The organism is Microbacterium sp. AC026 (assembly GCF_979258475.1).
Window position 1 is genome coordinate 2,738,360 of sequence record NZ_OZ409857.1, and the last position, 20,991, is coordinate 2,759,350.

The 20,991-nt window shown below is 69.8% G+C and carries 18 protein-coding genes and 4 pseudogenes; 7 read left to right on the forward strand and 15 right to left on the reverse strand.

Annotation, left to right across the window (positions count from 1 at the left end):
* Positions 1-99 precede the first annotated feature (99 nt).
* Positions 100-1,566, forward strand: a complete 1,467-nt coding sequence (locus tag ACZZ93_RS13690; RefSeq protein WP_463511310.1) for a carboxylesterase/lipase family protein — start codon at positions 100-102, stop codon at positions 1,564-1,566.
* Between the two features lie 45 nt (positions 1,567-1,611).
* On the opposite strand, the gene ACZZ93_RS13695 is transcribed toward ACZZ93_RS13690, so the two are convergent.
* The 4 genes from ACZZ93_RS13695 to ACZZ93_RS13710 all read right to left on the reverse strand — a co-directional run bounded on the left by ACZZ93_RS13695 (position 1,612) and on the right by ACZZ93_RS13710 (position 4,547).
* Positions 1,612-2,085: a DUF3237 domain-containing protein gene (locus ACZZ93_RS13695; protein ID WP_463511311.1), complete on the reverse strand. Its 474-nt coding sequence runs from the start codon at positions 2,083-2,085 to the stop codon at positions 1,612-1,614.
* Positions 2,082-2,537, reverse strand: a complete 456-nt coding sequence (locus ACZZ93_RS13700) for a MarR family winged helix-turn-helix transcriptional regulator (RefSeq protein ID WP_463511312.1) — start codon at positions 2,535-2,537, stop codon at positions 2,082-2,084. The genes ACZZ93_RS13695 and ACZZ93_RS13700 overlap by 4 nt, the downstream gene beginning before the upstream one ends.
* Positions 2,534-3,796, reverse strand: coding sequence for a flavin-dependent oxidoreductase (locus ACZZ93_RS13705; protein WP_463511313.1), 1,263 nt, complete (start codon positions 3,794-3,796; stop codon positions 2,534-2,536). Before ACZZ93_RS13705 ends, ACZZ93_RS13700 begins: the two co-directional genes overlap by 4 nt.
* A 94-nt stretch (positions 3,797-3,890) precedes the next feature.
* A complete protein-coding gene (locus tag ACZZ93_RS13710; protein ID WP_072591912.1) occupies positions 3,891-4,547 on the reverse strand; it encodes a TetR/AcrR family transcriptional regulator in 657 nt (218 codons plus the stop codon).
* Between the two features lie 162 nt (positions 4,548-4,709).
* On the opposite strand from ACZZ93_RS13710, the pseudogene ACZZ93_RS13715 reads away from it, so the two are divergent.
* The 6 genes and pseudogenes from ACZZ93_RS13715 to ACZZ93_RS13740 all read left to right on the forward strand — a co-directional run.
* Positions 4,710-6,062 (forward strand): annotated as a pseudogene (locus ACZZ93_RS13715) (amidohydrolase); the annotation flags it as partial.
* Entirely contained in the window at positions 6,053-6,409 is a 357-nt protein-coding gene (locus ACZZ93_RS13720) for an amidohydrolase family protein (protein ID WP_463511314.1), read from the forward strand. The pseudogene ACZZ93_RS13715 and the gene ACZZ93_RS13720, both read left to right, overlap by 10 nt.
* Positions 6,406-8,064, forward strand: a complete 1,659-nt coding sequence (locus tag ACZZ93_RS13725; protein WP_463511315.1) for an ABC transporter substrate-binding protein — start codon at positions 6,406-6,408, stop codon at positions 8,062-8,064. The genes ACZZ93_RS13720 and ACZZ93_RS13725 overlap by 4 nt, the downstream gene beginning before the upstream one ends.
* Positions 8,061-8,927: pseudogene (locus ACZZ93_RS13730) on the forward strand (ABC transporter permease); the annotation flags it as partial. The gene ACZZ93_RS13725 and the pseudogene ACZZ93_RS13730, both read left to right, overlap by 4 nt.
* 85 nt (positions 8,928-9,012) lie before the next feature.
* Entirely contained in the window at positions 9,013-9,879 is an 867-nt protein-coding gene (locus ACZZ93_RS13735; RefSeq protein WP_187250739.1) for an ABC transporter permease, read from the forward strand.
* Complete coding sequence (locus ACZZ93_RS13740) at positions 9,876-11,459, forward strand: ABC transporter ATP-binding protein (RefSeq protein WP_463511751.1); 1,584 nt, start codon at positions 9,876-9,878, stop codon at positions 11,457-11,459. The genes ACZZ93_RS13735 and ACZZ93_RS13740 overlap by 4 nt, the downstream gene beginning before the upstream one ends.
* A 42-nt stretch (positions 11,460-11,501) precedes the next feature.
* On the opposite strand, the gene ACZZ93_RS13745 is transcribed toward ACZZ93_RS13740, so the two are convergent.
* The 11 genes and pseudogenes from ACZZ93_RS13745 to ACZZ93_RS13795 form a co-directional block, all read right to left on the reverse strand.
* Positions 11,502-11,636 carry a hypothetical protein gene (locus tag ACZZ93_RS13745; protein WP_463511784.1) on the reverse strand — a complete coding sequence of 45 codons (135 nt, stop codon included), beginning with the start codon at positions 11,634-11,636 and terminating at the stop codon, positions 11,502-11,504.
* A 76-nt stretch (positions 11,637-11,712) separates the two neighbouring features.
* Positions 11,713-13,277, reverse strand: a pseudogene (locus ACZZ93_RS13750) (amidohydrolase); the annotation flags it as partial.
* Entirely contained in the window at positions 13,180-13,647 is a 468-nt protein-coding gene (locus tag ACZZ93_RS13755) for a DUF3237 domain-containing protein (protein WP_056279221.1), read from the reverse strand. The gene ACZZ93_RS13755 and the pseudogene ACZZ93_RS13750, both read right to left, overlap by 98 nt.
* Complete coding sequence (gene nikE / locus ACZZ93_RS13760) at positions 13,644-15,347, reverse strand: nickel ABC transporter ATP-binding protein NikE (RefSeq protein WP_463511316.1); 1,704 nt, start codon at positions 15,345-15,347, stop codon at positions 13,644-13,646. The genes ACZZ93_RS13755 and nikE overlap by 4 nt, the downstream gene beginning before the upstream one ends.
* Positions 15,344-16,207 (reverse strand): ABC transporter permease, encoded by an 864-nt coding sequence (locus tag ACZZ93_RS13765; RefSeq protein WP_463511317.1) that lies wholly within the window; start codon positions 16,205-16,207, stop codon positions 15,344-15,346. The genes nikE and ACZZ93_RS13765 overlap by 4 nt, the downstream gene beginning before the upstream one ends.
* The gene (locus tag ACZZ93_RS13770; RefSeq protein ID WP_295100879.1) at positions 16,204-17,151 is read right to left on the reverse strand and encodes an ABC transporter permease; all 948 of its coding nucleotides are present in this window, start codon (positions 17,149-17,151) and stop codon (positions 16,204-16,206) included. The genes ACZZ93_RS13765 and ACZZ93_RS13770 overlap by 4 nt, the downstream gene beginning before the upstream one ends.
* Positions 17,148-18,830 (reverse strand): ABC transporter substrate-binding protein, encoded by a 1,683-nt coding sequence (locus tag ACZZ93_RS13775; RefSeq protein WP_463511318.1) that lies wholly within the window; start codon positions 18,828-18,830, stop codon positions 17,148-17,150. The genes ACZZ93_RS13770 and ACZZ93_RS13775 overlap by 4 nt, the downstream gene beginning before the upstream one ends.
* A gap of 73 nt (positions 18,831-18,903) precedes the next feature.
* Positions 18,904-19,338: a DUF3237 domain-containing protein gene (locus tag ACZZ93_RS13780; protein WP_056279234.1), complete on the reverse strand. Its 435-nt coding sequence runs from the start codon at positions 19,336-19,338 to the stop codon at positions 18,904-18,906.
* Positions 19,335-20,339 (reverse strand): CocE/NonD family hydrolase, encoded by a 1,005-nt coding sequence (locus tag ACZZ93_RS13785; RefSeq protein ID WP_463511319.1) that lies wholly within the window; start codon positions 20,337-20,339, stop codon positions 19,335-19,337. The genes ACZZ93_RS13780 and ACZZ93_RS13785 overlap by 4 nt, the downstream gene beginning before the upstream one ends.
* Positions 20,297-20,854: pseudogene (locus ACZZ93_RS13790) on the reverse strand (CocE/NonD family hydrolase); the annotation flags it as partial. The gene ACZZ93_RS13785 and the pseudogene ACZZ93_RS13790, both read right to left, overlap by 43 nt.
* Positions 20,800-20,991 (reverse strand): hypothetical protein, encoded by a 192-nt coding sequence (locus ACZZ93_RS13795; protein WP_463511320.1) that lies wholly within the window; start codon positions 20,989-20,991, stop codon positions 20,800-20,802. The gene ACZZ93_RS13795 and the pseudogene ACZZ93_RS13790, both read right to left, overlap by 55 nt.

Here is a 20,991-nt window from a genome sequence, read left to right on the forward strand (position 1 = left end):
GGTCCGTGGCGGGAACATGCGGGACGAGGATCGACCGACGGGACACATCCCGGGCTGCCGTTCGGCGGGAGAGAGTCTCGGCGTGAGAGTGTGAGAGTCATGACCGAGTACGTCGAGGTGCAGACCGCCGCGGGGCGGGTTCGCGGGCGCTGGCGCCCGACCACCGGAGGCAGGGGCGCACCGCGGTCGGCGGCCTTCCTCGGCATCCCGTTCGCGGAGGCGCCGGTCGGTGACCTGCGGTTCCAGGCGCCGGTGCCGAAGGCGCCCTGGGACGGCATGCTCGACGCCCTCGAGTTCGCTGCGACCGCCCAGCGCGGCGATCCCGGGGTGACACTGATCCCCGAGCCGAGTGTCGAGGGCGACTCGACTCTGAACGTCAATGTCTTCACGCCCGACCCCACGACGGCGGGTCTTCCCGTGCTGGTGTGGATCCACGGCGGCGGATACTTCGCGGGCTCTCCGGCGAGCCCCTGGTACGACGGCCGGAACTTCAACCGCGACGGCGTCGTCACCGTGTCGATCTCGTATCGGCTCGGCTTCGACGGATTCGGCTGGATCGAGGACGCCCCGTCGAACCGTGGCGTGCGCGACTGGCTGCTCGCTCTCGAATGGGTGCAACAGAACATCGCCGCATTCGGCGGAGACCCCGAGCGGGTGACGATCGCCGGACAGTCCGCGGGCGGCGGCGCCGTGCTGACCCTGCTCGGCATGGAGAAGGCGCAGCACCTGTTCCACGGCGTCTATGCGATCTCGGGAGCGCTCGGCGATGTCGCGGCACCGCGAGCCGAGGCATTCGGGCGGGCGCTCGCTGCGGCGGCGAGCGTCGACCCCACCGTGGCCGGATTCTCATCGGTCGCGGAGGAGCGTCTGCTCGCCCTGCAGAAGAAGGCCACCCAGCTCGGTCCGTCGTCGATGACCAGCATGATCGATGAGGGGCTTCCGCTCGGTCCCGCGATCGACGGCGACCTTCTCGTACGTCCGACCCCTGACTCTCTGCGTGCCGGCGTCGGTGCCGACAAGCCGCTCGTGATCGGCGCAGCCGACGACGAGTTCACCATGGCGTTCACGGGCAGCGCCGCGAGGGCGCTGCGCTGGGTGCCGCAGGGCGTCCTCTTGACCCGGCTGGGCCTGCGCAAGACGATCCGCGCGGACTATCTCGCCGCGAACGCCGACGTCGCCCGTCTCGGCAAGGCCCGCCTCGCCGGTCGCGTCCTCACCGATCGGATGTTCCGCAGCGGAGTTCCCCGCATCGCAGCCGCCCGGGGCGACGCGCCCACCTGGCTCTACCGGTTCTCGTGGCCGTCAGGGCATTTCGGCTTCGCGGAGCACTGCCTCGATGTGCCGTTCTTCTTCGACTGCCTCGACGGCCCCTCGATGGAGGCGCTCGCCGGACCGAATCCGCCGCAGGAACTCGCCGACGAGCTGCACGGTGCCGCCGTCGCGTTCCTCACCACGGGTGATCCCGGCTGGCCGGAGCACCAGGGGGATGCCGGGATCGTGCGGGTGTACGACCTGCCCACCCGCGACGTCGCCGATGCGTACGCGTCGGTGCGTGCGCTGGTCTGACACGCCTCGACGGGCCCGAGCCGGGCCCGTGCCCGGCTGCGGGGCTCAGTTCACCCGGTAGGCGCGGTAGCGCACGGCATCCGCCTGCCTCTGAGCGGCCGAGAGGAACAGGGTTCGCTGCAGGTGGGCGAGTGCCGGCGCGGCCGTCTCGATCTGCACGGTCGTGCGGAAGTAGTACGCGCCCGGGTCGACGTCCTCACCGCGTCGCAGCTGCTCGAGCACGTCGGGAGTGCCTGTGCGGAGTCCCGTCGCGTGCAACAGCAGCAGGTCGCCTCCGTCGGTCCGTGCCGAGTAGCGGCCGTCGATCTCGATCGTCCCGTCGGGTCGCACGATCTGCCAGTCCGCTCCGCCGGGCAGGATCTCGGCCTCGACGGCGCCCGTGATGCGCCCGCCGAGGATCGGCACGACACGGCGATGGCCGACGCTGGTGGCGTGGTGATCTTCGAGCGGGCCGAGGTCGACGGTGACGTCGAAGGCGAACTCGAGGTCGGGCCGGGGGAGTTCATCGTGCGAGGTCATCGGGTCTCCTCATGGTCGGCGGCGAGCAGGTCGCAGAGTCTCTCCAGCACGGGAACCGCGGCCGCGAGCGCGGTTCGCTCTTCGTCGTCGAGCCGACTCGTCGCCTGTGCGACGAGAGCGGAGTTCGCGGCGTCGAACCGGTCGAACAGGTCGAGCGCCTTCGCCGATGCCTGCACCATGACCCGACGGCCGTCGGAGGGCGCCGGGCGTCGTTCGATGAGGCCCTCGCCCTCCATCGCCCCGAGGAGATTGCTCACGGTCGATCGGCTGAGTCGCAGCCGCGCGGCGATCTCCGCCGGACCCGTCGAGGTGCCGCGTGGCAGGGCCCGGATCACGTCGATCTGGGCATCCGACAGCTCGGGAAGCCCAGCCTCCGCCCGCGTCGCGGCGAGGAGCGCGCGCCGCAGCGGGGAGATGACGCCGGCGAGTCGAGCCGCATCGAAACCGCTCATCGACTCACCGCCGACGCCGGGGTGAGCGAGGGGCGCTCGTTGAGGATCTCGGGAAGGAAACCGGCCGCCTTCTTGTAGTCGGCGGCGATCCGCTCGCGCTCGTCAGAGGGGATCACGTCGTCGATGTCGGCGAAGCCCTGCGGCGCGCGCTCGCGAGCGAGCTGCATCACGCGCTCCGGCCCCGTGGCGCGAGTGCCGGCGAGCAGAGCGGTCATCGCGGGGCGGCGGTCCTGCTCGTATGCGGCGAGACCCTCGTCGATGCTCGGGGCTGTCGCGAGGTGGAAGGCCAGCGTGCGCGCATCGAGGATCGCCTGGGATCCGCCGTTCGATCCGTTCGGGTACATCGCGTGCGCGGCATCACCCAGCAGCGTGGTGCGACCGAACGTCCACTGCGGCAGTGCGTCTCGGTCGACCATGGGGTACTCGAGGATCTCGTCGGCGGCGGCTATCGCGGCCGGCACATCGAGCCAGTCGAAGCGCCAGTCGCGGAAGAGCTCGGCGATCGGTCCGGGCTCGACGTGGCGGTTCCAGTCCGCGTCTCCCATGCCGCCGACGCGGCGTTCGGCGATGAAGTTCACCAGCATCCGTCCTTCGGCGTCGGCGTCTGCGGGTGCGAGCGGATACGCGACGAACTTCTGCTCGCCGTCGCCCGCCATGATCATGGTGCGGCCGTCGAGGAACGCCGGAATCCGCGTGACCCCGCGCCACAGGGTGAGGCCGCTCCAGGGCGGGGCTCCTTCACTCGGGTAGCGCAGAGCGCGCAGTGCCGAGTGGATGCCGTCGGCGCCGATGATCACGTCGGCGGTCTCCTCCACCGTGCCGTCGGCGGTGGCGAAGCGCGCGGTCTCGGTGCCGTCATCGTTCGTGGTGACGTCGATGAGGCGGTGATCGAGGCGGATGGGCTCTGCGAGTCGCGCTGCAGCGAGGTCACGCAGAGCGAGTTGCAGACGACCGCGGTGCACCGACAGCTGCGGCCAGCGGTATCCGGCCTCGCGCCCGCGCGGTTCGCTCCAGATCGGCTGCCCGAAGCGGTTGTAGTAGGCCAGCGTCTGCGGTTCTACCCCCAGCTCGGCGATGGTGTCGGCGATGCCGAGTTCGGTGAGCTCGCGCAGTGCGTGCGGCAGCAGGTTGATGCCCACGCCGAGCCCACGGATCGCCGTGCTCCGCTCGAACACGGCGACGTCGCGCAACCCGGCCTCATGCAGGCTGACCGCTGTGGCGAGTCCGCCGATCCCCGCCCCGATGATGATGATCTTCATTGATCGCTCCTGTTCGCGGCTCATCCGAGCCGCCGTCAGATATAGTTTTGTCACAAAACCATATTTGACGCAAGAGGCGGATCGACCTAGCTCCTCAGCGAGCGGCGGCCGTGCGTGCGGCCTCGATGATCACGTCGACGCCCAGCAGGAAGAGCTCCCGGTCCTGCAGATCCGACAGCAGCGCGCTGTTCTCGGCGATCAGGGGGAACTGTCGCGGATCGGCGAGCAGCGGCGAGTCGATCCAGGGGCTGTCCTCGCCGTCGTGGCTGCGGTCCGCTCTCGCTCGAGCGATCCCCGCGGCGCCAGAGAGCACGTGCGAGGCGAGCAGTGCGTAGTGCCGCACCAGCTCCTGCCCTCGCAGCCCGGCACGATGGAAGGCATCGAGCATCAGCTCGATCGCCGCGAGCTCGCCCGCGCCGTGCGTGGTCAGGCTCGTCGCCTCCGCGCCGATGGCCGGGTAGCGGGTGAAGGAGGCGAGGGTCGCTTCGCTCAGCATGCGCAGGCGGCCCGCCCAGTCGTCGACCGGAAGGTCGACGCTTGCTGCGGCCTGACCGTTGAGCTCGTCGAGGAGTGCGCCCATCAGGGCGTCCTTGCTCGCGAAGTGGCGGTAGATGGCGGTCGGGTCGGCGCCGAGATGGGCGCCGAGCTCTCGCACCGAGATGGATGCCGCTCCGGTCTCGGCGAGCTCCATGCCGGCGTCGATGATCGTCGCCCTGTCGAGCCGCACGCGCGCGGATGCCTTGTTCGCCATTCGTCTCTCCGGTCTTCTCTGCTCCATCGTGCCATGCGATGCGGCGATCCCGAGCCGATGGCAACGGAATCGCATCGCCTCTGACAACGCTGTTGACACCATAGATGACCGAGGATACGTTTGTCGCGTTCCAGCAGCATCGACGATGAGGGAAGGTCCACTATGGCGAGCGAGTTCGTCTTCCACGGAGGTCTCGTGTTCACCGGCAGCGGCTCTCCGCTCGCGGATCATGCCGTCGTCGTACGCGACGGTCGCATCGCGGCGGTCGTCCCGGAATCCGAGGCGGACCTCGACACCTTCCCCGACTCGTGCCGCATCGACCTCGGCGGGGCGCTGCTCAGCCCCGGCTTCCAGGACGCGCACATCCACCCGGTGGGCGGCGGAATCGAGCTGCTGCAGTGCAATCTCTCGGACGCGGCCGATGCGGACGACACCGTCGCGATCATCCGCGCGTACTCACAGGCGCACCCGGAGGAGGAATGGATCCTCGGCGGAGGCTGGAGCATGGACCACTTCGCCGGGGGCAACCCGCGGCGTGAACTGCTCGACGACGCGACAGGCGGTCGGCCCGTGCTGCTGCAGAGCCGGGATCACCACAGCACGTGGGCGAGCACGGCGGCCATCGCGCGGGCGGGGATCACGGCCGAGACGGAGGACCCGGCGGACGGCCGGATCGTTCGCGATATCGACGGCTCTCCCGCCGGTACGTTCCACGAGGGCGCCGGCGACCTCTTCGCCGCGGTGCGCCCCGCGACCTCTGCCGATCTCGCCTACCAGGGACTGCTGCGTGCACAGGAAGAGCTCATCGCCCTCGGCATCACCGGGTGGCAGGACGCCATGGTCGGTGCGGACTCCGGCGGGATCTCGGATCCGCTCGCCGCGTATGAGCGGGCCGCGGCCGAGGGGCGATTGCTCGTGCACGTCGTGGGGGCGCAATGGTGGTTGCGAGACGGCGGAGTCGACCAGGTCGCCCGCATGACCGAACGCCGCGAGCGCGCCGCCGCCGCTCATCCCGATCGCCGGATCGACCTCGGAACCACGAAGATCATGGTCGACGGCGTCGCAGAGAACCAGACCGCGGCGATGCTCACCCCCTATCGGGACGAGTCCGGACACGACACGTGCAATCACGGACTGAGCTTCATCGACCCGGACCGGCTGCGCGAATACGTGACGGCCCTCGACGCCTCCGGTCAGCAGGTGCACATGCACGCGCTCGGCGACCGCGCCGTGCGCGAGGCCCTCGATGCTCTGCAGGTCGCCCGTGACGCCAACGGCGACACCGACGGACGCCACCACCTCGCGCACCTCCAGGTCGTCTCGGAGGACGACACCACCCGCTTCGCGCCGCTCGGTGCGATCGCCAACATCCAGGCGCTCTGGGCGACCCACGAAGACCAGCTCGACGACCTGACGCTGCCGTTCCTGCAGGACGGACAGGTGGACCGCCAGTATCCGTTCGGCGATCTCGTGCGACAGGGTGCGCGACTGGCGGCGGGCAGCGATTGGCCGGTCTCCACGGCAGATCCGCTCGCGGCCATCCATGTCGCCGTGAACCGCTCGTATCCCGGGTCCGAGCGGCCGCCGCTCGGGGAGCGCATCAGCGACTCGACCTCGAGACGGCATTCGCCGCGTACACCTCGGGGTCCGCGTACGTGAACCGACGCGATGACGATACCGGCAGCATCCGCGAGGGATACCTCGCCAATCTCGTCGTGATCGAACCGAATCCCTTCCGACTGCCGGTGGCGGAACTGCACCGGGCGCGCGTCACGTCCACCTGGATAGACGGGCGCCGCGTCCACACGGCAGACGCTCTCGCCTCCACCTCGCCCGGCACCGACCGCAAGGAGTCCCGATGAACCGCACGCTCCGCTCCCGTTCCCTCGCCCGAGGAGGCGCGACCGCGCTCGTCGGCGTCCTCGCCGTCGCGGCGCTCGCCGGCTGCGGCCCGGCCGACACGACCGGCTCCGGGTCGGACGAGCCGATCGACTGGGAGCTGACCGAGACGACGGCCGCGCCCAGCGGCGACATCGACTCGTTCACGTTCGCGACCTATGCCGAGCCCTACTCGCTCGACTACGCCTACGCCTTCGACTACGCCGACAACTCGATCCTCGCCAACACCTGCGAGTCTCTGCTGCGGCTGAACCCGGACTACTCCCTCAGCCCCGGCCTCGCGGAATCGTTCGCGCATCCGACGCCCGACACCTGGGTGTACACGATCCGAGAGGGCGTCACCTTCCACGACGGCACTGCGCTCACGGCGGCCGATGCGGTCGCGTCGATGAGCAGACACCTCGACCCGGCCGTCGGATCGTTCTGGTACTCCGTCTACCAGAACGTGAAGTCGATCGAGCAGACCGGCGAGCGCGAGGTGACGGTGACGATGACCGGGCCCGACTCGCAGTTCAATCTCGGCATGGGCGGGTCCGCCGGCGTGATCGAGTCGGCCGCGACCCTGGCCGAGAAGGGCGCCGACTACGGCAACTCGACGGGCGGTGTGAACTGCACCGGTCCCTTCGAGCTGACCTCGTGGGAGTCCGGTGAGTCGATCACGATGACCCGCTACGACGACTACTGGGATGAGGGACTCCGGGCGCGGTCCGGCGAGGTCGAGTTCGTCTTCATGACCGACCCCACCGCGCGCATCAACGCACTCAAGTCCGGAAGCGTCGACGGATCGTGGATGGTTCCCATGGAGGCCGTCTCCACGCTCCGATCGGCGGGCAAGGGAGACGTGCTCTTCGGGATGAGCACCGCGGTGGGCAACATCGTGGTCAGCGATCTCGACGGTCCCCTCGGCGACGTGCGCGTGCGCAAGGCCCTGCTGCTCGCGATGGACCGTGACGGCATCCTTCAGGCTGCGTACCGAGGCGTCGGCGAGACGACCGACGTGATGACCACCCCGTCGGTCTGGCAGGACGCCTCTGATGCCGCGCGCACCGCGGCCTTCGACGACATCACCTCGTACGACCAGAACCTCGAGGAGGCGAAGAAGCTCATCGCCGACGCGGGGGCAGAGGGAGCGGAGCTGACCTACGTCACCGCCCCGATCAGCAACGACTTCGCCGTCATCTCGCAGGCGACCGTCGCCGCTGCCCGGTCGATCGGGCTGACGGTGAACGTCGAGACCGTCACCCCGAACGCCTACACCGCGCTGTTCTCCGACCCCACCGCCCGCGAAGGCGTCGACCTCTTCTACACGAGCTGGTATCTCTCGAGCCCGGATGCGTTGGAGATGTACTCCGTGCTTCGGACAGGCGACTTCAGCAACTACGGCGGGTGGTCCGACCCGGAGTTCGACGCGATCCTGCAGGAGGCCGTCACGATCGACGACCCGGCCGCGCGCAGCGAGCTCACAGCCGAGGCCCAGCGGATCGCGAATGCGGAGCTGCCGTGGCTCCCGCTGTATCAGGCGCCGATATCGCTCTATCTGGGCGAGAGGATCACCGGAGTCCAGCCGTCGATCGCCTTCATGTACTACCCGTGGGCGGCCACGATCGGCGCCCGATGACAGCCGCGCGCCGGGTCGCCGGGAAGCTCGGTGGGCTGCTGCTGACCCTGTTCCTGGCATCGCTGCTCGTCTTCTTCTCGCGCTTCCTCGTGCCCGGCGACCCGGTGAGCTTCCTGTTGCGCGGGCGCAAGCCCAGTGCAGAGGCGGTGGCGCAGGTGACCGCCCAGTACGGACTGGACCTGCCGCCGTGGGAGCAGTACCTGCGTTGGGTTCTCGGTCTGCTCCACGGCGATCTCGGGCGCTCGCTGCAGTACCGGCAGGACGTCACCGAGGTGATCGGCGACCGGCTTCCCGTGACCCTCATGCTCGTCACGATGGCGGGGACGATCGTGCTGGTCGCCGGCGTCGTGCTCGGTGCTGTCGCGGCGCTGAACCGCGGGAGGGCGCTGGATCGGTTCGTCCTGATCGGACTCACGGTGCTCGGCGCGATCCCGTCGTTCGTCGGGGCGATCGTCCTCATCGCGGTGTTCTCCGTGCAGCTCGGCTGGTTCCCCTCCTTCGGGTCGGGCCAGGGCTTCATCGACATGGTCTATCACCTGACCCTGCCGTCGATCGCCCTGGCGCTCGTCTTCATCGTGCTGGTCGGCAAGGTCACCAGGTCGGCCATGGTCGATCAGCTGAGCCGTGAGCACGTCGAGGTGTCGACGAGTCGGGGCGTGCGGCGATCGATCGTCGTGCGGCGGCACGTGCTGCGCAACGCCCTCGGTCCGATCCTGACCGTGAGCGGCGTGCTCGTGGCGGGGCTCATCGTCGCCAGCTCGATCGTCGAGGCGGCGTTCGGGCTGTCGGGGATCGGGTCGCTTCTCGTGCAGTCCGTCGATCGGCTCGACTTCCCCGTGGTGCAGGCCATCGTCCTCTTCGTCGTCTGCGCGTTCGTCGTCATGAACGCGATCGTCGACGTCCTCGAACCCTGGATCGACCCCGATCCGCTGCAGGAGCTGGTGCCCGATGACCTCCTCGACTCCGACGCTCGCGATGCGGGTGCTGCGCGCACCTCGCGGGCGCCGCCCGCGATTCCTCTACCTGGCCAGCGTCGTCGTTCTCGGCGCGGTCGTGCTGGCGGCGATCTTCGCCCCCTTCGTGGCACCCTACGACCCGGATGCGGTGGACTTCACGTCGTTCCTCGCGCCGCCGTCCGCGGCTCACTGGCTCGGCACCGACTCCCTCGGCCGGGACCTGCTGAGCCGCCTCATCTACGGCGGTCGCACGGCGCTCATCGGCCCGCTGCTCGTCGTGCTGTTCTCCACCGTCCTCGGCATCCTGCTGGGGCTGTGGGCCGGGTGGCGCGGAGGGTGGATCGATGCCGCACTCAGCCGGATCTTCGACGTGCTGTTCGCCTTCCCGTCTCTGCTGATCGCGATCATGGCGGTCGCGCTGTTCGGCAAGGGGCTGGTCGCCCCGGTCATCGCCATGAGCATCGCGTACGCGCCGTTCGTGGCACGGCTCACGAGGTCGCTGGTCATGGCCGAGCGCTCGAGGCCGTATGTCTCGGCCTATCGGGTGCAGGGGTTCGGCGGAGGCTGGATCGCCTCGCGGCGAGTGCTGCCGAACGTCACGCCGATCGTGGGCGCGCAGTCGACCCTCAACTTCGGATACGTGCTCGCCGAGCTCGCCGGCCTGTCGTTCCTCGGGCTGGGCGTGCAGGCGCCGACCGCCGACTGGGGCGCGATGATCAACGAGGCGCAGTCGGGAGTCGCCGCAGGGCAGTTCCTGCCGGCGATCGCCCCGGCCGTAGCGGTCGTGCTCGTCGTCGTGTGCGTGAACATCATCGGCGAAGAACTGTCCGACCGAATCGGCGGAGGGAACCCCTCATGAACGCTCTGCTCGACATCCGCGACCTGACGCTCGATCTTCCGAACGGCACCAGACTGCTGCACGGCATCTCGCTGCGGATCGCCTCCGGCGAGACCGTCGGCCTCGTCGGCGAGTCCGGCTCGGGCAAGTCGCTCACGGCCCGTGCGGTGCTGGGTCTTCTTCCCGATCGTGCGACCGTCGGCGGAGCCGTCGCTGTGAACGGACGGTCCCCGCTCGCGGGCGCGGCGGAGCGACAGGAGATCCGTCGGCACGAGGCCGCGATGGTCTTCCAGGATCCGCGCGCCGGCATCAACCCGATGCGGACGATCGGCGATCACGTCACCGAAGGGCTGCGGCTCTGCGAGGGGTGGGCGAAGGAGGCCGCTCGCACCCGCGCCGTCGAGCTCCTCTCCGCCGTCAGGCTGCCCGCTCCGGCGGATCATCTGTCGCAGCATCCGCACGAGCTGTCGGGCGGCATGCTGCAGCGGGTCATGATCGCCGGGGCCCTGAGCACCTCTCCCGGCCTGCTCGTCTGCGATGAGCCGACCACCGCTCTCGACGTCACGACACAGGCGGAGATCATCCAGGTGCTGCGGGACCTCTGCGAGCAGAGCGGGATGGGGATGCTGTTCATCACCCACGACCTCAACCTCGCGGGGTCGCTCTGCGATCGGCTCGTCGTCATGAAGGACGGCGCGATCGTCGAGGAGGGTGTGGCGCGGGACGTGCTGGTGGCGCCGACCGCCGAGTACACCCGGCGTCTGGTCGCGGCGACCCCCCGCATCTCGGGGGAGATCTCACCGCCGACGGCCGTGTCGGGTGCCGAGGCGCAACTCGTCGTGACGGGGGTGGGCAAGACGTATCGGCGGCGCGGTGCGGAGCCGGTCTCCGCCGTGATCGATGCGGGTCTGGTCGTTCCCCGCGGCGGTGCGCTCGCCGTCGTGGGCGAATCCGGGTCGGGCAAGTCGACTCTGGCGCGGATGATCGTCGGACTCGAGGAGCCGGATGCCGGAGCGATCACGATCGGCGGCCGATCCATGGCGGGCATCCCGCGATCGCGCGCCGAGCGGCTCGAGCGTGCCAAGAGGGTGCAGATGGTCTTCCAAGACCCGTACCTCTCGCTCGATCCGCGAATTCCCGTGGGGCGAGCGATAGAGGATGTGCTGAGACTCCACGGCGGCCGCATGGGGAACGACGCGGCCGAGCGCGTGCGCGAACTGATCACCGCCGTGGGGCTGGGAGAAGAGCATCTCACCGCCCGCCCGCGCACGCTGTCAGGCGGCCAGCGTCAGCGTGTGGCGATCGCCAGGGCGCTCGCCGTCGAACCCGAGCTGCTGGTGATGGATGAGGCGACGAGCGCACTCGACGTGTCCGTGCAGGCTCAGGTGCTCGATCTCGTCGCCCGGATCCGGCGGGAGCAGGGGCTGACCCTGCTCTTCATCAGCCATGATCTGGCGGTCGTGCGAAGAGTCTGCGCCGAGACGATCGTGATGCGTCGCGGGGAGATCGTGGAGGCGGGCGCGACAGAGCGTCTGCTGAGCGACCCCCAGCACGAGTACACCCGGTTACTGATCGACTCGGTGCCCGTGCCGATCACGTGAACCGAGGCGGCGACGCACGGGACGGTGCGTCGCCGACTCGATTCACTCGCGCGTGTGCACGACGGCTCCGCCCACGATCGTGACGGCGGTGCCCACGCTGATCAGCGCCTCGGCCGGGATGGCGAACGGATCGACGGTCGATACCGCGATGTCGGCACGGCCGCCGATGCGCAGCATCCCCTCCGCCCAGCACGAGCTCGGCGGATCCGCTGGTGTACGCGGCGAGCGCCTCGGTGAGGGTGAGACGCTGGGTGGCGTCGAGGGGTTCGCGCGGCTGCCCGTCGGGGCCGGGGAGAGTGCGGTTGACGGCGACGTGGATCGCGAGCCACGGGTCGGCCGGCGATACGGGCCAGTCCGACCCCATGGCGATCGCGGCACCGCTGTCGGCGATCGCCCGGAACGGGTAGCCCGCGCGCATCCGCGCGTCGCCGATCATCGGCACGACGGCCGGGTCGACGGATGCCCAGAGGCCCTGGATGTTCGCGGTGATGCCGAGAGGGCCGAAGCGGCGGGCATCGTCGGGGTGGACCATCGACAGGTGCGCGAAGTGATGGCGCTGACCGGTGCCGTTGGCGCGTCGGGCAGCCTCGACCGCGGCCAGGGCGACACGCACGCCGCGGTCGCCCATGATGTGCAGGTGCATCGCGAACCCCGCGGCGTCGAGCGAGACGACGAGTGCCTCCAGTGCCTCGGCGTCGATGTGCAGTTCCCCGCTGCCGGCGTGGCTGCAGTACGGCTCGAGCAGCGCCGCGGTCTCGCCGTGGGGAACGCCGTCGACCATCGCCTTGGCGGTCGATGTGTCGAATCCGGCGGCCGCGTTCGCTGTTCGCACAGCGACGAAGCGCTCGACCAGCTCGGGCACCTGCGCGGCGGTGGTGCCGGGGGAACCCAGAGCGCGCCGGACGTGCGGCTGCGGAGAGTGCCGTCGGCGATGGTCGCGAGATACGCGGCAGTGCAGTCGGCCTTGCCGTTGTACTCGCCGAGGATGGCCTCATGCCAGCCGGTGATGCCGAGCGTCCAGAGGAAGTCCTGCGCGTTGAGCAGGCCAGCCGATATATCGGCATCGGTCGACGCCGGGATCGTTCGACCGACGAGCTCGGCCGCCGTCTCGTTGAGGTATCCGGTCGGTTCGCCCTCGTCGTCATGGTGGATGTGACCGTTCGGCGGCGCCGGGGTGTCGCGGTCGACTCCAGCGAGCTGCAGCGCGCGCGAGTTGACCCAGAGGGTGTGGTGCCCGGCGTCGCTGAGCGCCACAGGGCGGTCGGGCACGATCGCGTCGAGCAGCTGCCTGGTCGGGTGAGGGAACAGCTCGTGGCTCCAGCCGCCGCCGGTGATCCACTCGGCATCCGTCGCCTCGGCCGCTGCCGCGATCAGCGACAGCGTCTCGTCGACCGTGCTCGCGCCGGTGAGATCGCAGCTGAGCCGCTCGACACCAGCGAACGCGGCGTGGATGTGCGCGTCGACGAAACCCGGAAGGATGCCGCCGCCGGCCGCCTCGATCACCCGGGTGTCTGAGCCAGCCAGGGCACGGATCTCGTCGTCGGAGCCGATCGCGATGATGCGCTCGCCGCGGATGGCGACGGCGGTGTCGGCGGTGCCCACCCGGCCGTCGAACACGTGGCCGTCGACGATGCACAGATCGGCGGTGAGGGTGCGGGTCATGGTCGTGCCTCTCGTCGTGGCGGCTGCGCCGCTCTGGTCGTGCTCGTCGATCATCTCGTCACACCACTCGGAAGACGCGGATGACGACCTGGTCGTCTCCCGGTCGCGCGTAGCCGACGAACTGCGACTCGGCGAGCCAACGCAGGGGCTCCGCATCCGTCTGGAACACGAACGCCGTGCGGTAGTAGAGATCGTGCTCGGACGGCTGTCCGCCCGACTCGAACTGCGCGATCGCCGCCTCATTCGCCCGCCAATAGCCGCGGTTGACCACATCGACGAGATGGCCGTCGATCTCGATCAGATACCGCGCATCGAGCTGGGTGGTGACGCCATGGTCGACCCACCAGTCGCCTCCGCCCGGAACGACACGCCCTTCAGCGCGAGGCCCGGTGACGCGGCCGCCGATGATCGGAGTGAAGTGCAGATGGCCGCCCTCACCCCGACCGATGCGCTGAGGCGGGGTCACATCGACCTGCAGCTCGAAGCAGAACTCGAATGCGGGGGTCATCAGCTCGGTGTCGGTCATCGCCGTCTCCTCGTGGTCGGTCGGTCGAGTCCGATCGTCGGGATCGGAGTGGTGCGCACCGGAATGCGCCGCTGCGGCGCCCAGCCCTCGCTCGGGATCGAGTCGAGAAGCAGGCGGGTGTACTCAGCCTGAGGGTCGTCGAGCACGGTGCCGGTAGCGCCGCGCTCCTCGATGCGGCCCTCGCGCATCACCACCACGTCGTCGCACAGTCGGCGGATGACGGTGAGGTCGTGTGTGATCATCAGCAGCGCGACGCCGGTCTCGAGGCGGATGCGTTCGAGCAGCGTCAGGATCTCGACTCGGGTGGTGACGTCGAGCGCCGACACGGCCTCGTCGAGCACGAGGATGCGCGGCTCGGCGGCCAGTGCCCTCGCGATCGCCACACGCTGCCGCTGGCCTCCGGAGAGCGAGCGCGGACGCGCGTCGAGCAGGGCGGGGTCGAGGCGCACGGAGTCCATCAGTGCGCCCACTCGCGCGGAGAGCGCGGCGCGGTCGTCGTCGCGGCGGTGCACGCGGATCGCTTCGGTGAGGCACTGTCGCACGGTCTGGCGTCGGTCGAGCGACTGATACGGATCCTGGAAGACCATCTGCGCGGTCTTCGCGCGGATGCGGCGCTCGGTGCCCGAGGCGGCGGGTGTGCTCCAATCGGAGCCGCCGACGTGCACGGTGCCGGCATCCGTGCGCTCCAGGCCGCAGATGATGCGGGCCGTGGTGGATTTACCCGACCCGGATTCCCCGACGATGCCCAGAGATCCTCCGGCAGCGAGGGTGAACGAGACGTCGTCGACGGCGGTGAGCACCTCGTGCCCGCGCCCACGGGCCGCTCGCACGCGGAATCGCTTGGTGAGACCGTCCACTCGCAGGAGCGGCTCGGCGTCGGCGGAACTCGACGGCTCCGCGGGCGCAGTCAGCGGCACGGCGTCGAGCGAGGCCGACATGAGGATGCGCGTGTAGTCCTGCGTGGCATCCTCTCTCATGCTCCCCGCCCGCAGCGTCTCGATCGTGCGCCCCTCTTTCATGACCACGACCCGATCACACACGGCACCGGCGAGAGCGAGGTCGTGGGTGATGAACAGCAGCGACAGGTCGCGATGGCGACGCAGGTCGCCGATCACCGCCATGACCTCCTCCTGTGTGGTCACATCGAGGGCGGTGGTGATCTCGTCGGCGAGCAGCAGGCGCGGATCCATCGCCAGAGTGGATGCGATCATGACCCGCTGCAGCAGGCCGCCCGACAGCTCGGCCGGTCGCTGACGCAGTCGACGGGCGGGAGAGGGGACTCCGACCTCGTCGAGCAGCTCTATCGCACGACGCTCGGCGGCGTCGACCGTGAAGCCTGCCACGGTGACCAGCGCCTCGGTGAGGAAGTCGCCGATCGTCCGCAGCGGGTTGAGGTGCGCGCGGGGCGTCTGGAACGCCATGCCGATGCGCAGCGCCCGCAGCTCGCGTCGCCCGCGGTCGTCGAGGGACGCGAGGTCCTGGCCTTCGACGCGGATGCTTCCCGCCGTCGTGAAGGACTCGGGCAGGAGGCCGGCGATCGCCCGCACGCTCAGCGTCTTCCCCGAGCCGGACTCGCCGACGAGGCCGACGGACTCGCCGAGGTCGACGTCGAGCGTGCAGTCGTGAACCAGCATGCGGGGCCCCTCGGGAGTCGGCATGCCGATCGCCAGGCCCTGCAGTTCGAGCACCGGTGCCGTCATCGTTCCTTCTCCTCTGCCCAGGTGGTGGTGCGTGCGCCGATGATGCCGACCGCGAGCACGGTGACGACGATCAGCGCCGCCGGGAAGAGCGACTGCTCGGGCGCCCCGGCGAGAATGGCGGCCTGCCCTCCGGCGATCATGGATCCCCAGTCGGCGGCGGGAGGCTGCTGGCCGAGACCCAGGAACGAGATCGCAGCGAGGTCGAGCATCGCGTAGCCGAAGCCGACCGTCGCCTGGGCCGCGACGACCGGGATGAGTGCGGGGATCAGATGACGGAAGCAGATCGCCGCGCTCGACACCCCCTGCACCCGCAGCGCTGCGACGTAGGGGCGACCCAGTTCGCGCGAGGCCGCCGTCTGGGTGAGGCGCGCGACGACCGGGATGTACGCGATCGACAGTGCGACGACCGGGGCGACGAGTCCCTTGCCGAACATGGCCACGGCGAGGACGGCGAGTACCAGGCCCGGGATGGCGAAGATCACGTCGATGATGCGCGCGATCGTGCCGCGGACGAATCCGCCGAACCAGGCGGAGGTGACGGCCAGCGCCATGCCGAGCGTGGTGGAGAGCACGACGACGATGACCGGGGCCGCGACACTGGCCGAGGCGCCGGCGAGAACCCGCGACAGGATGTCCCTGCCGAGGTCATCGGTGCCGAACGGATGGTCGAGGGAGACCACGCCGTTCGTGGGCCCGACGTACAGCTGGTCTGGTGAGTAGGGGGCGAGCCAGGGGCCGGCGACGGCGATCACGGCGATGACCGCGAGCACGACGGCGGCCACGACCACGAGCGGGTCCCGTCGGGCGAGACGACGTGCGGCGACGGGGATGCGCCCCGCGGCGAGCTGACCGACGCTCATGCGTTCCTCCTGGTTCCCGCGCTGTCGGGGTCGATCGCCGCCGCCAGCAGGTCGGCGATGGCGTTCAGTACCACGAACAGGGTGACGAGCAGCAGCGAGACGACCTGCACGACCGGGAGGTCCTTGCGGGCCGCAGCCTCGGTGAGGAGGGAGCCGATGCCGCCGAGGCCGAAGGCCTGCTCGGCGATGGCCGAGGCCGCGAAGAGCCCGGCGATCGTCGTGCCCGAGATCGCCAGGATCTGCGGCGCCGCGTTGTGGAAGACGTGACGACGGAACACCCGCGGCCACGGGATGCCGCGGACCCGGGCCGTCTCGACATGCTCGGAGTGCAGCTGCGCCACGAGAGCGCTGCGCGTCACCCGGCTGATGTACGCGATGAACATCAGCGCGAGCGACGCCGCCGGCAGAACGAGGTGCCAGAGCCGATCGAGTCCTTCGTCACCCGCCCCGAAGGTCGGGAACCAGCCGAGCGAGGTGGCGAAGATCCAGATCAACAGGATCGCGACGATGAACGTCGGCAGAGCCATGCCGAGCGACGTCGAGACCGAGACGATCATGTCGGTACGGCGGCCGCTCACCGCGGCGAGGATGCCGGAGCCGAGGCCGAACACCGCGATCAGGGCCGTCGTGAGCAGCACCAGTTGGAAGGTCACCTCGAAGCGGGCCCCCACGAGCACGGAGACGTCGGTCTTGTAGACGAACGACCGGCCGAAGTCGCCGGTGACGACGCCGCCGAGCCAGTGCAGGTACTGCAACCAGACCGGGTCGTCGAGTCGGTACTCGGCGCGGATGGCCGCGATGAGCTCCGGGGTCGGACGAGCACCGCCCGCCAGCGCCGACACCGGGTCTCCGGGCGTCAGCAGCAGCGCCGAGAAGATGATGACGCTGGCGAGGAAGAGCGTGAGCGCGAGTCCGCCCAGCTTTCCGAGCACCGTCCTGATCATGAGGGGATCCGTTCCGTCGTCCTGGACGACTCACTCGCCGCCGAGGTGCAGCGCCCAGGGGAGCTGTAGATCGCGACCGAGGTGGTGATGCCGGTGAGGTCGTCGGACAGGTAGGTGAGCTGGTAGGCGCCGGCGAGGGTGACCTGCAGCTGGTCGGCGGCGAAGATCTCCTGTGCGCTCACGAACGCGTCGGCCGCTGTGGTGGCATCCGTCGCGGTGCGCGCCGCCTGGAGGTCGGCCGTCACCTCGTCGTTCGCATAGCCCGACCAGTTGAAGATGCCGCCGATCTCGGCCGGCAGCATGAACAGCTGCGGGTAGCCGAGCACGCCGGGCACCTCGAGGTATCCGGTCGTCGCGACGAAGTCGATGCCCTCGCGCAGCTCGGGCGTGTAGAACAGTGCCCCGAAGTCGGCGGGCTGGCGTTCGTCGATCGAGATGGTGAGGCCGATGTCCTTGGCCGCGCTCTGCACGATGGATGCCGTCTGCGAGAACTCCTTCGCGCCGGCAGGCACCGCGAGCACAAGGGGCACCGAGGTGTCGATGCCGGACTCGGCGATCAGCTTCTTGGCCGCATCCAGGTCGACCTCGGGTGCGGGGAGGGCGTCGTAGGCATCCTGGTAGATGTCCTTCGCCTCCATGCCGCTCCACACGAACGGAGGCACGATCGTCTTCTGCACCTCGCCGAGCCCCTGCAGGACGGTGTCGATGTAGACGTCGCGATCGATGGCGAGGCTCAGCGCCTGCCGCACCCGCGGGTCGGCGGCCGCGCTGTCGGCCGACGCGGGGCCGAAGCTGTACGAGGCCGTGGAGGGTCCCGCGATCAGGCGGCCGGCGCCGCCGTCGGCCTCGAAGCTCTGCCGCGATCCGGGAGGCACGGTGAAGGCGCCGTCGATCTCGCCAGCCGTCAGGGCGGAGGTGAGCGTGGGGCCGTCGGTGACGAACACGAAGCGGATGCGCTCGGTCAGCGGAGCGCCGTTCCAGTAGTCGGGGTTCGCGGTGACCGAGATCTCTGAGCCCGGCTTCCACTCCTCGAGCTGGTAGGGGCCCGCGCACATCAGGCCGCCGCCGGAGGTTCCGAGATCCTGACCGGCGGTGGCGCCGAAGGCGGAGCTCATGACGGCTCCGCCTCCGCCGCCGAGGGCATCGCGGAATGTCGTGTCCGGGGCTGCGAAGTGCACGATGACGGTGTCGTCGTCGGGCGTCTCGATGCTCGAGACCAGCGCGAAGGCCGCGTACCACTGCGACGCGGGGGTGCGGTTGCGCTCCAGGCTGTAGGCGACGTCCGCGGCGGTCACCGGAGTTCCGTCCCAGAAGGTGACGCCATCGCGCACCGTGATCTCGAAGGTCACGGGATCGACCCACTCGGCCGTCTCGGCGATGCCCGCTTCGAGGGTGAAGTCGGGTTCGACCGTGAGCAGGCTGTCGCACAGGTTCGGGATGATGATGTTGGCAGAGGACGACGGGTCGAGCGTCTGAGGCTCGCCCTCGACGACCGCCCACGTCACTTCGTCGACGGGCGTGGTCGCCGCGGGCAGCGCGGTGACCAGCGACGAGGCGTCGATCTCGTCAGTGGACGAGTCTGTCGTGCCGGCGCGCGGTGCACAGGCGGTGGCGGCGAGAACGGTCGCAGTCGCCAGGGCGGCGGCGACGGTGAACCGGCGTCGGGTGGTGCGGGTCATGTCGGGTCCTCTCAGGTGCGTGCAGCGGGAGCGTCGTCGACCCCGCCGGGGGTGGTGGTGCGGGCGGTGCGGGTCATCTGACGACGTAGACGCGGATGCAGATCTGCTCGTCCTCGTCGCGGGCGAGGCCGATGAACTGGTTGCGGCTCAGCCAGCTGTGTTCGGGTGCGTCGGTCTGGAAGACCGGGGCGGTGCGGAAGTACGACGAGCCGTCGGCCTCTTCGCGGTAGTAGCCGCGGTTGAGGATGTCGATCGCCGCACCGTCGGCTGCGCGCAGCAGGTAGCGTGCCTCGAGCTGGAACGTGCCGTCGCGCTCGACTGACCAGTCGCCTCCACCGGCGATAACCGTGCCCTGCAGCAGGGGGCCATCGATCGTGCCCCCGGTGATGGGGGTGAAGGCGAGCACCTCGTGCGGTCCACGGCCCAGGTGGATGTCGGTGTCGACGTCGACCCGGATCTCGAAGGCGTACTCGAGGATCGGCTCGGGCTGAGGGGTGTTCGTGGTCATGACAGTTCTCCATCCAGGACGGGGAGGTGGATCGTGAGCCCGTCGGGGCCCCCGACGGTGAGGTGCTGCTGATTGGTCGCGGTGGGCCCCCAGGCCCACGGGTCGGCGCCGGTGCCGGTCTGCGGGATGAACTCGGGATAGTCGCTGCTCGACACGTGAACGCGGAGGCAGTGGCCGGTCTGGAGCCGGTATCCGATCTGCCCCAGGCCGATGTCGATGGTCGCGGGCGTCGTGGCCTCGGCGATCTGACGCTGCCCGCGGGCGATGCGCAGTGCTGTGCCGTCGGGTGAGACGTCGAGCAGTCGGACGAACAGGTCGAGCACGGGGCCGTCGGAGCGGACCGTCGCGGTGGCGCTCACGGAGCCGGCGAGGTCGACATCGGCGGCGACCGGAGACGACGTGAAGACGAGCACGTCGTCGCGGGCGCCGATCGGTGCGTCGTCCGGCATCTCGAGGAGGAACGAGAAGGCGTCCTCGGCGCTCGATGGCACGAGGTCATCGGGGTCGTGCGTCCACGTCAGCTCGGTCGGCTGCGCCGCAGCATCCGTGCGCAGCCCTCCCTCTGCGGTCGCCTGCAGCGTGACGGTGCGGATGCCGGCGGGCGGCCACGCCGCATCCGTCCGCTCCTCTGTCGTACCGGCGAGGTTCCAGCGCACTGCGGGGATGTCGGACGGGGCGCCGTGGCCGCGCAGGTAGACCTCGAAGAACTCGAGCGCGGGGTCGAGAGTGCGGGGAGAAGCGCACGCACCTGGTCGTCGGTGCGCTCGGCCACGCGGTCGGCCGGGTCGCTGAGCAGCTCGTAGCCCTCGTGGTCGATCGACTCGATGCGGAGGTGATGGTGAGCGGCCCACGCCGGACTCTTCGCGATGTCGTCGACATCGGCCCACGACAGGGGCGAGCAGTTGTCCCACCAGCCGATCGTGTGCAGCGCCGGAACCGAACGGCCGGCGAAGGGCGAGCCGAGCGGGAAGCGCGGCAGGTGAACAGGCCGCGGGTACCACTGGTCGTAAGAGATCGAGCGCTCTCCGACCTCGGTGAGAAAGTCTTCGACCTGGGCGGCGAAGTCGCGCCGAGTCCAGTCCGGCTCCCACATGTAGGTGTCGTTGCCATGGAAATGGCTCACCGGATAGAGGTAGGTGATCGCCCACTCGACGGCCGAGACGCGCTCGCCGGGTGCGCGATGCACGGGCTCGCCGAGGCGGGTGCCGGTGACGCGAGGCGCGATCGCCTTGAGCGCGGGGTGGCCACTGGCCGCTGCCGCCCACTGGGTGTAGCCGTAGTAGCTGTCGCCCCACATCGCGACCCGGCCGTTCGACCACGGCTGCTGCACGATCCAGTCGAGCGTGTCCTCGCCGTCCCGCACCTCGTTGACGAAGAGCAGCGCCTCGCCCTCGGAGCGGAACTTGCCCCGCACGTCCTGGGCGACCACGCGGTAGCCGCGGGCCATCAGGTACTCGGCGATTAACGGGATGTAGGTGTAGGTGCCGCTCTTGTCGTACGGCAGGCGGATGAGGATGGTGTCGCCGGCGCGGTCGCCGCCGTCCGAGGGAGGTAGACGTCCGCCGCGAGCAGCACGCCGTCGCGCATCCGGATGCGGGCGGGACGCGCCAGGTCGCTCTCGGGTGCCGCGGGGATGCGGATGTAGCGGGTCAT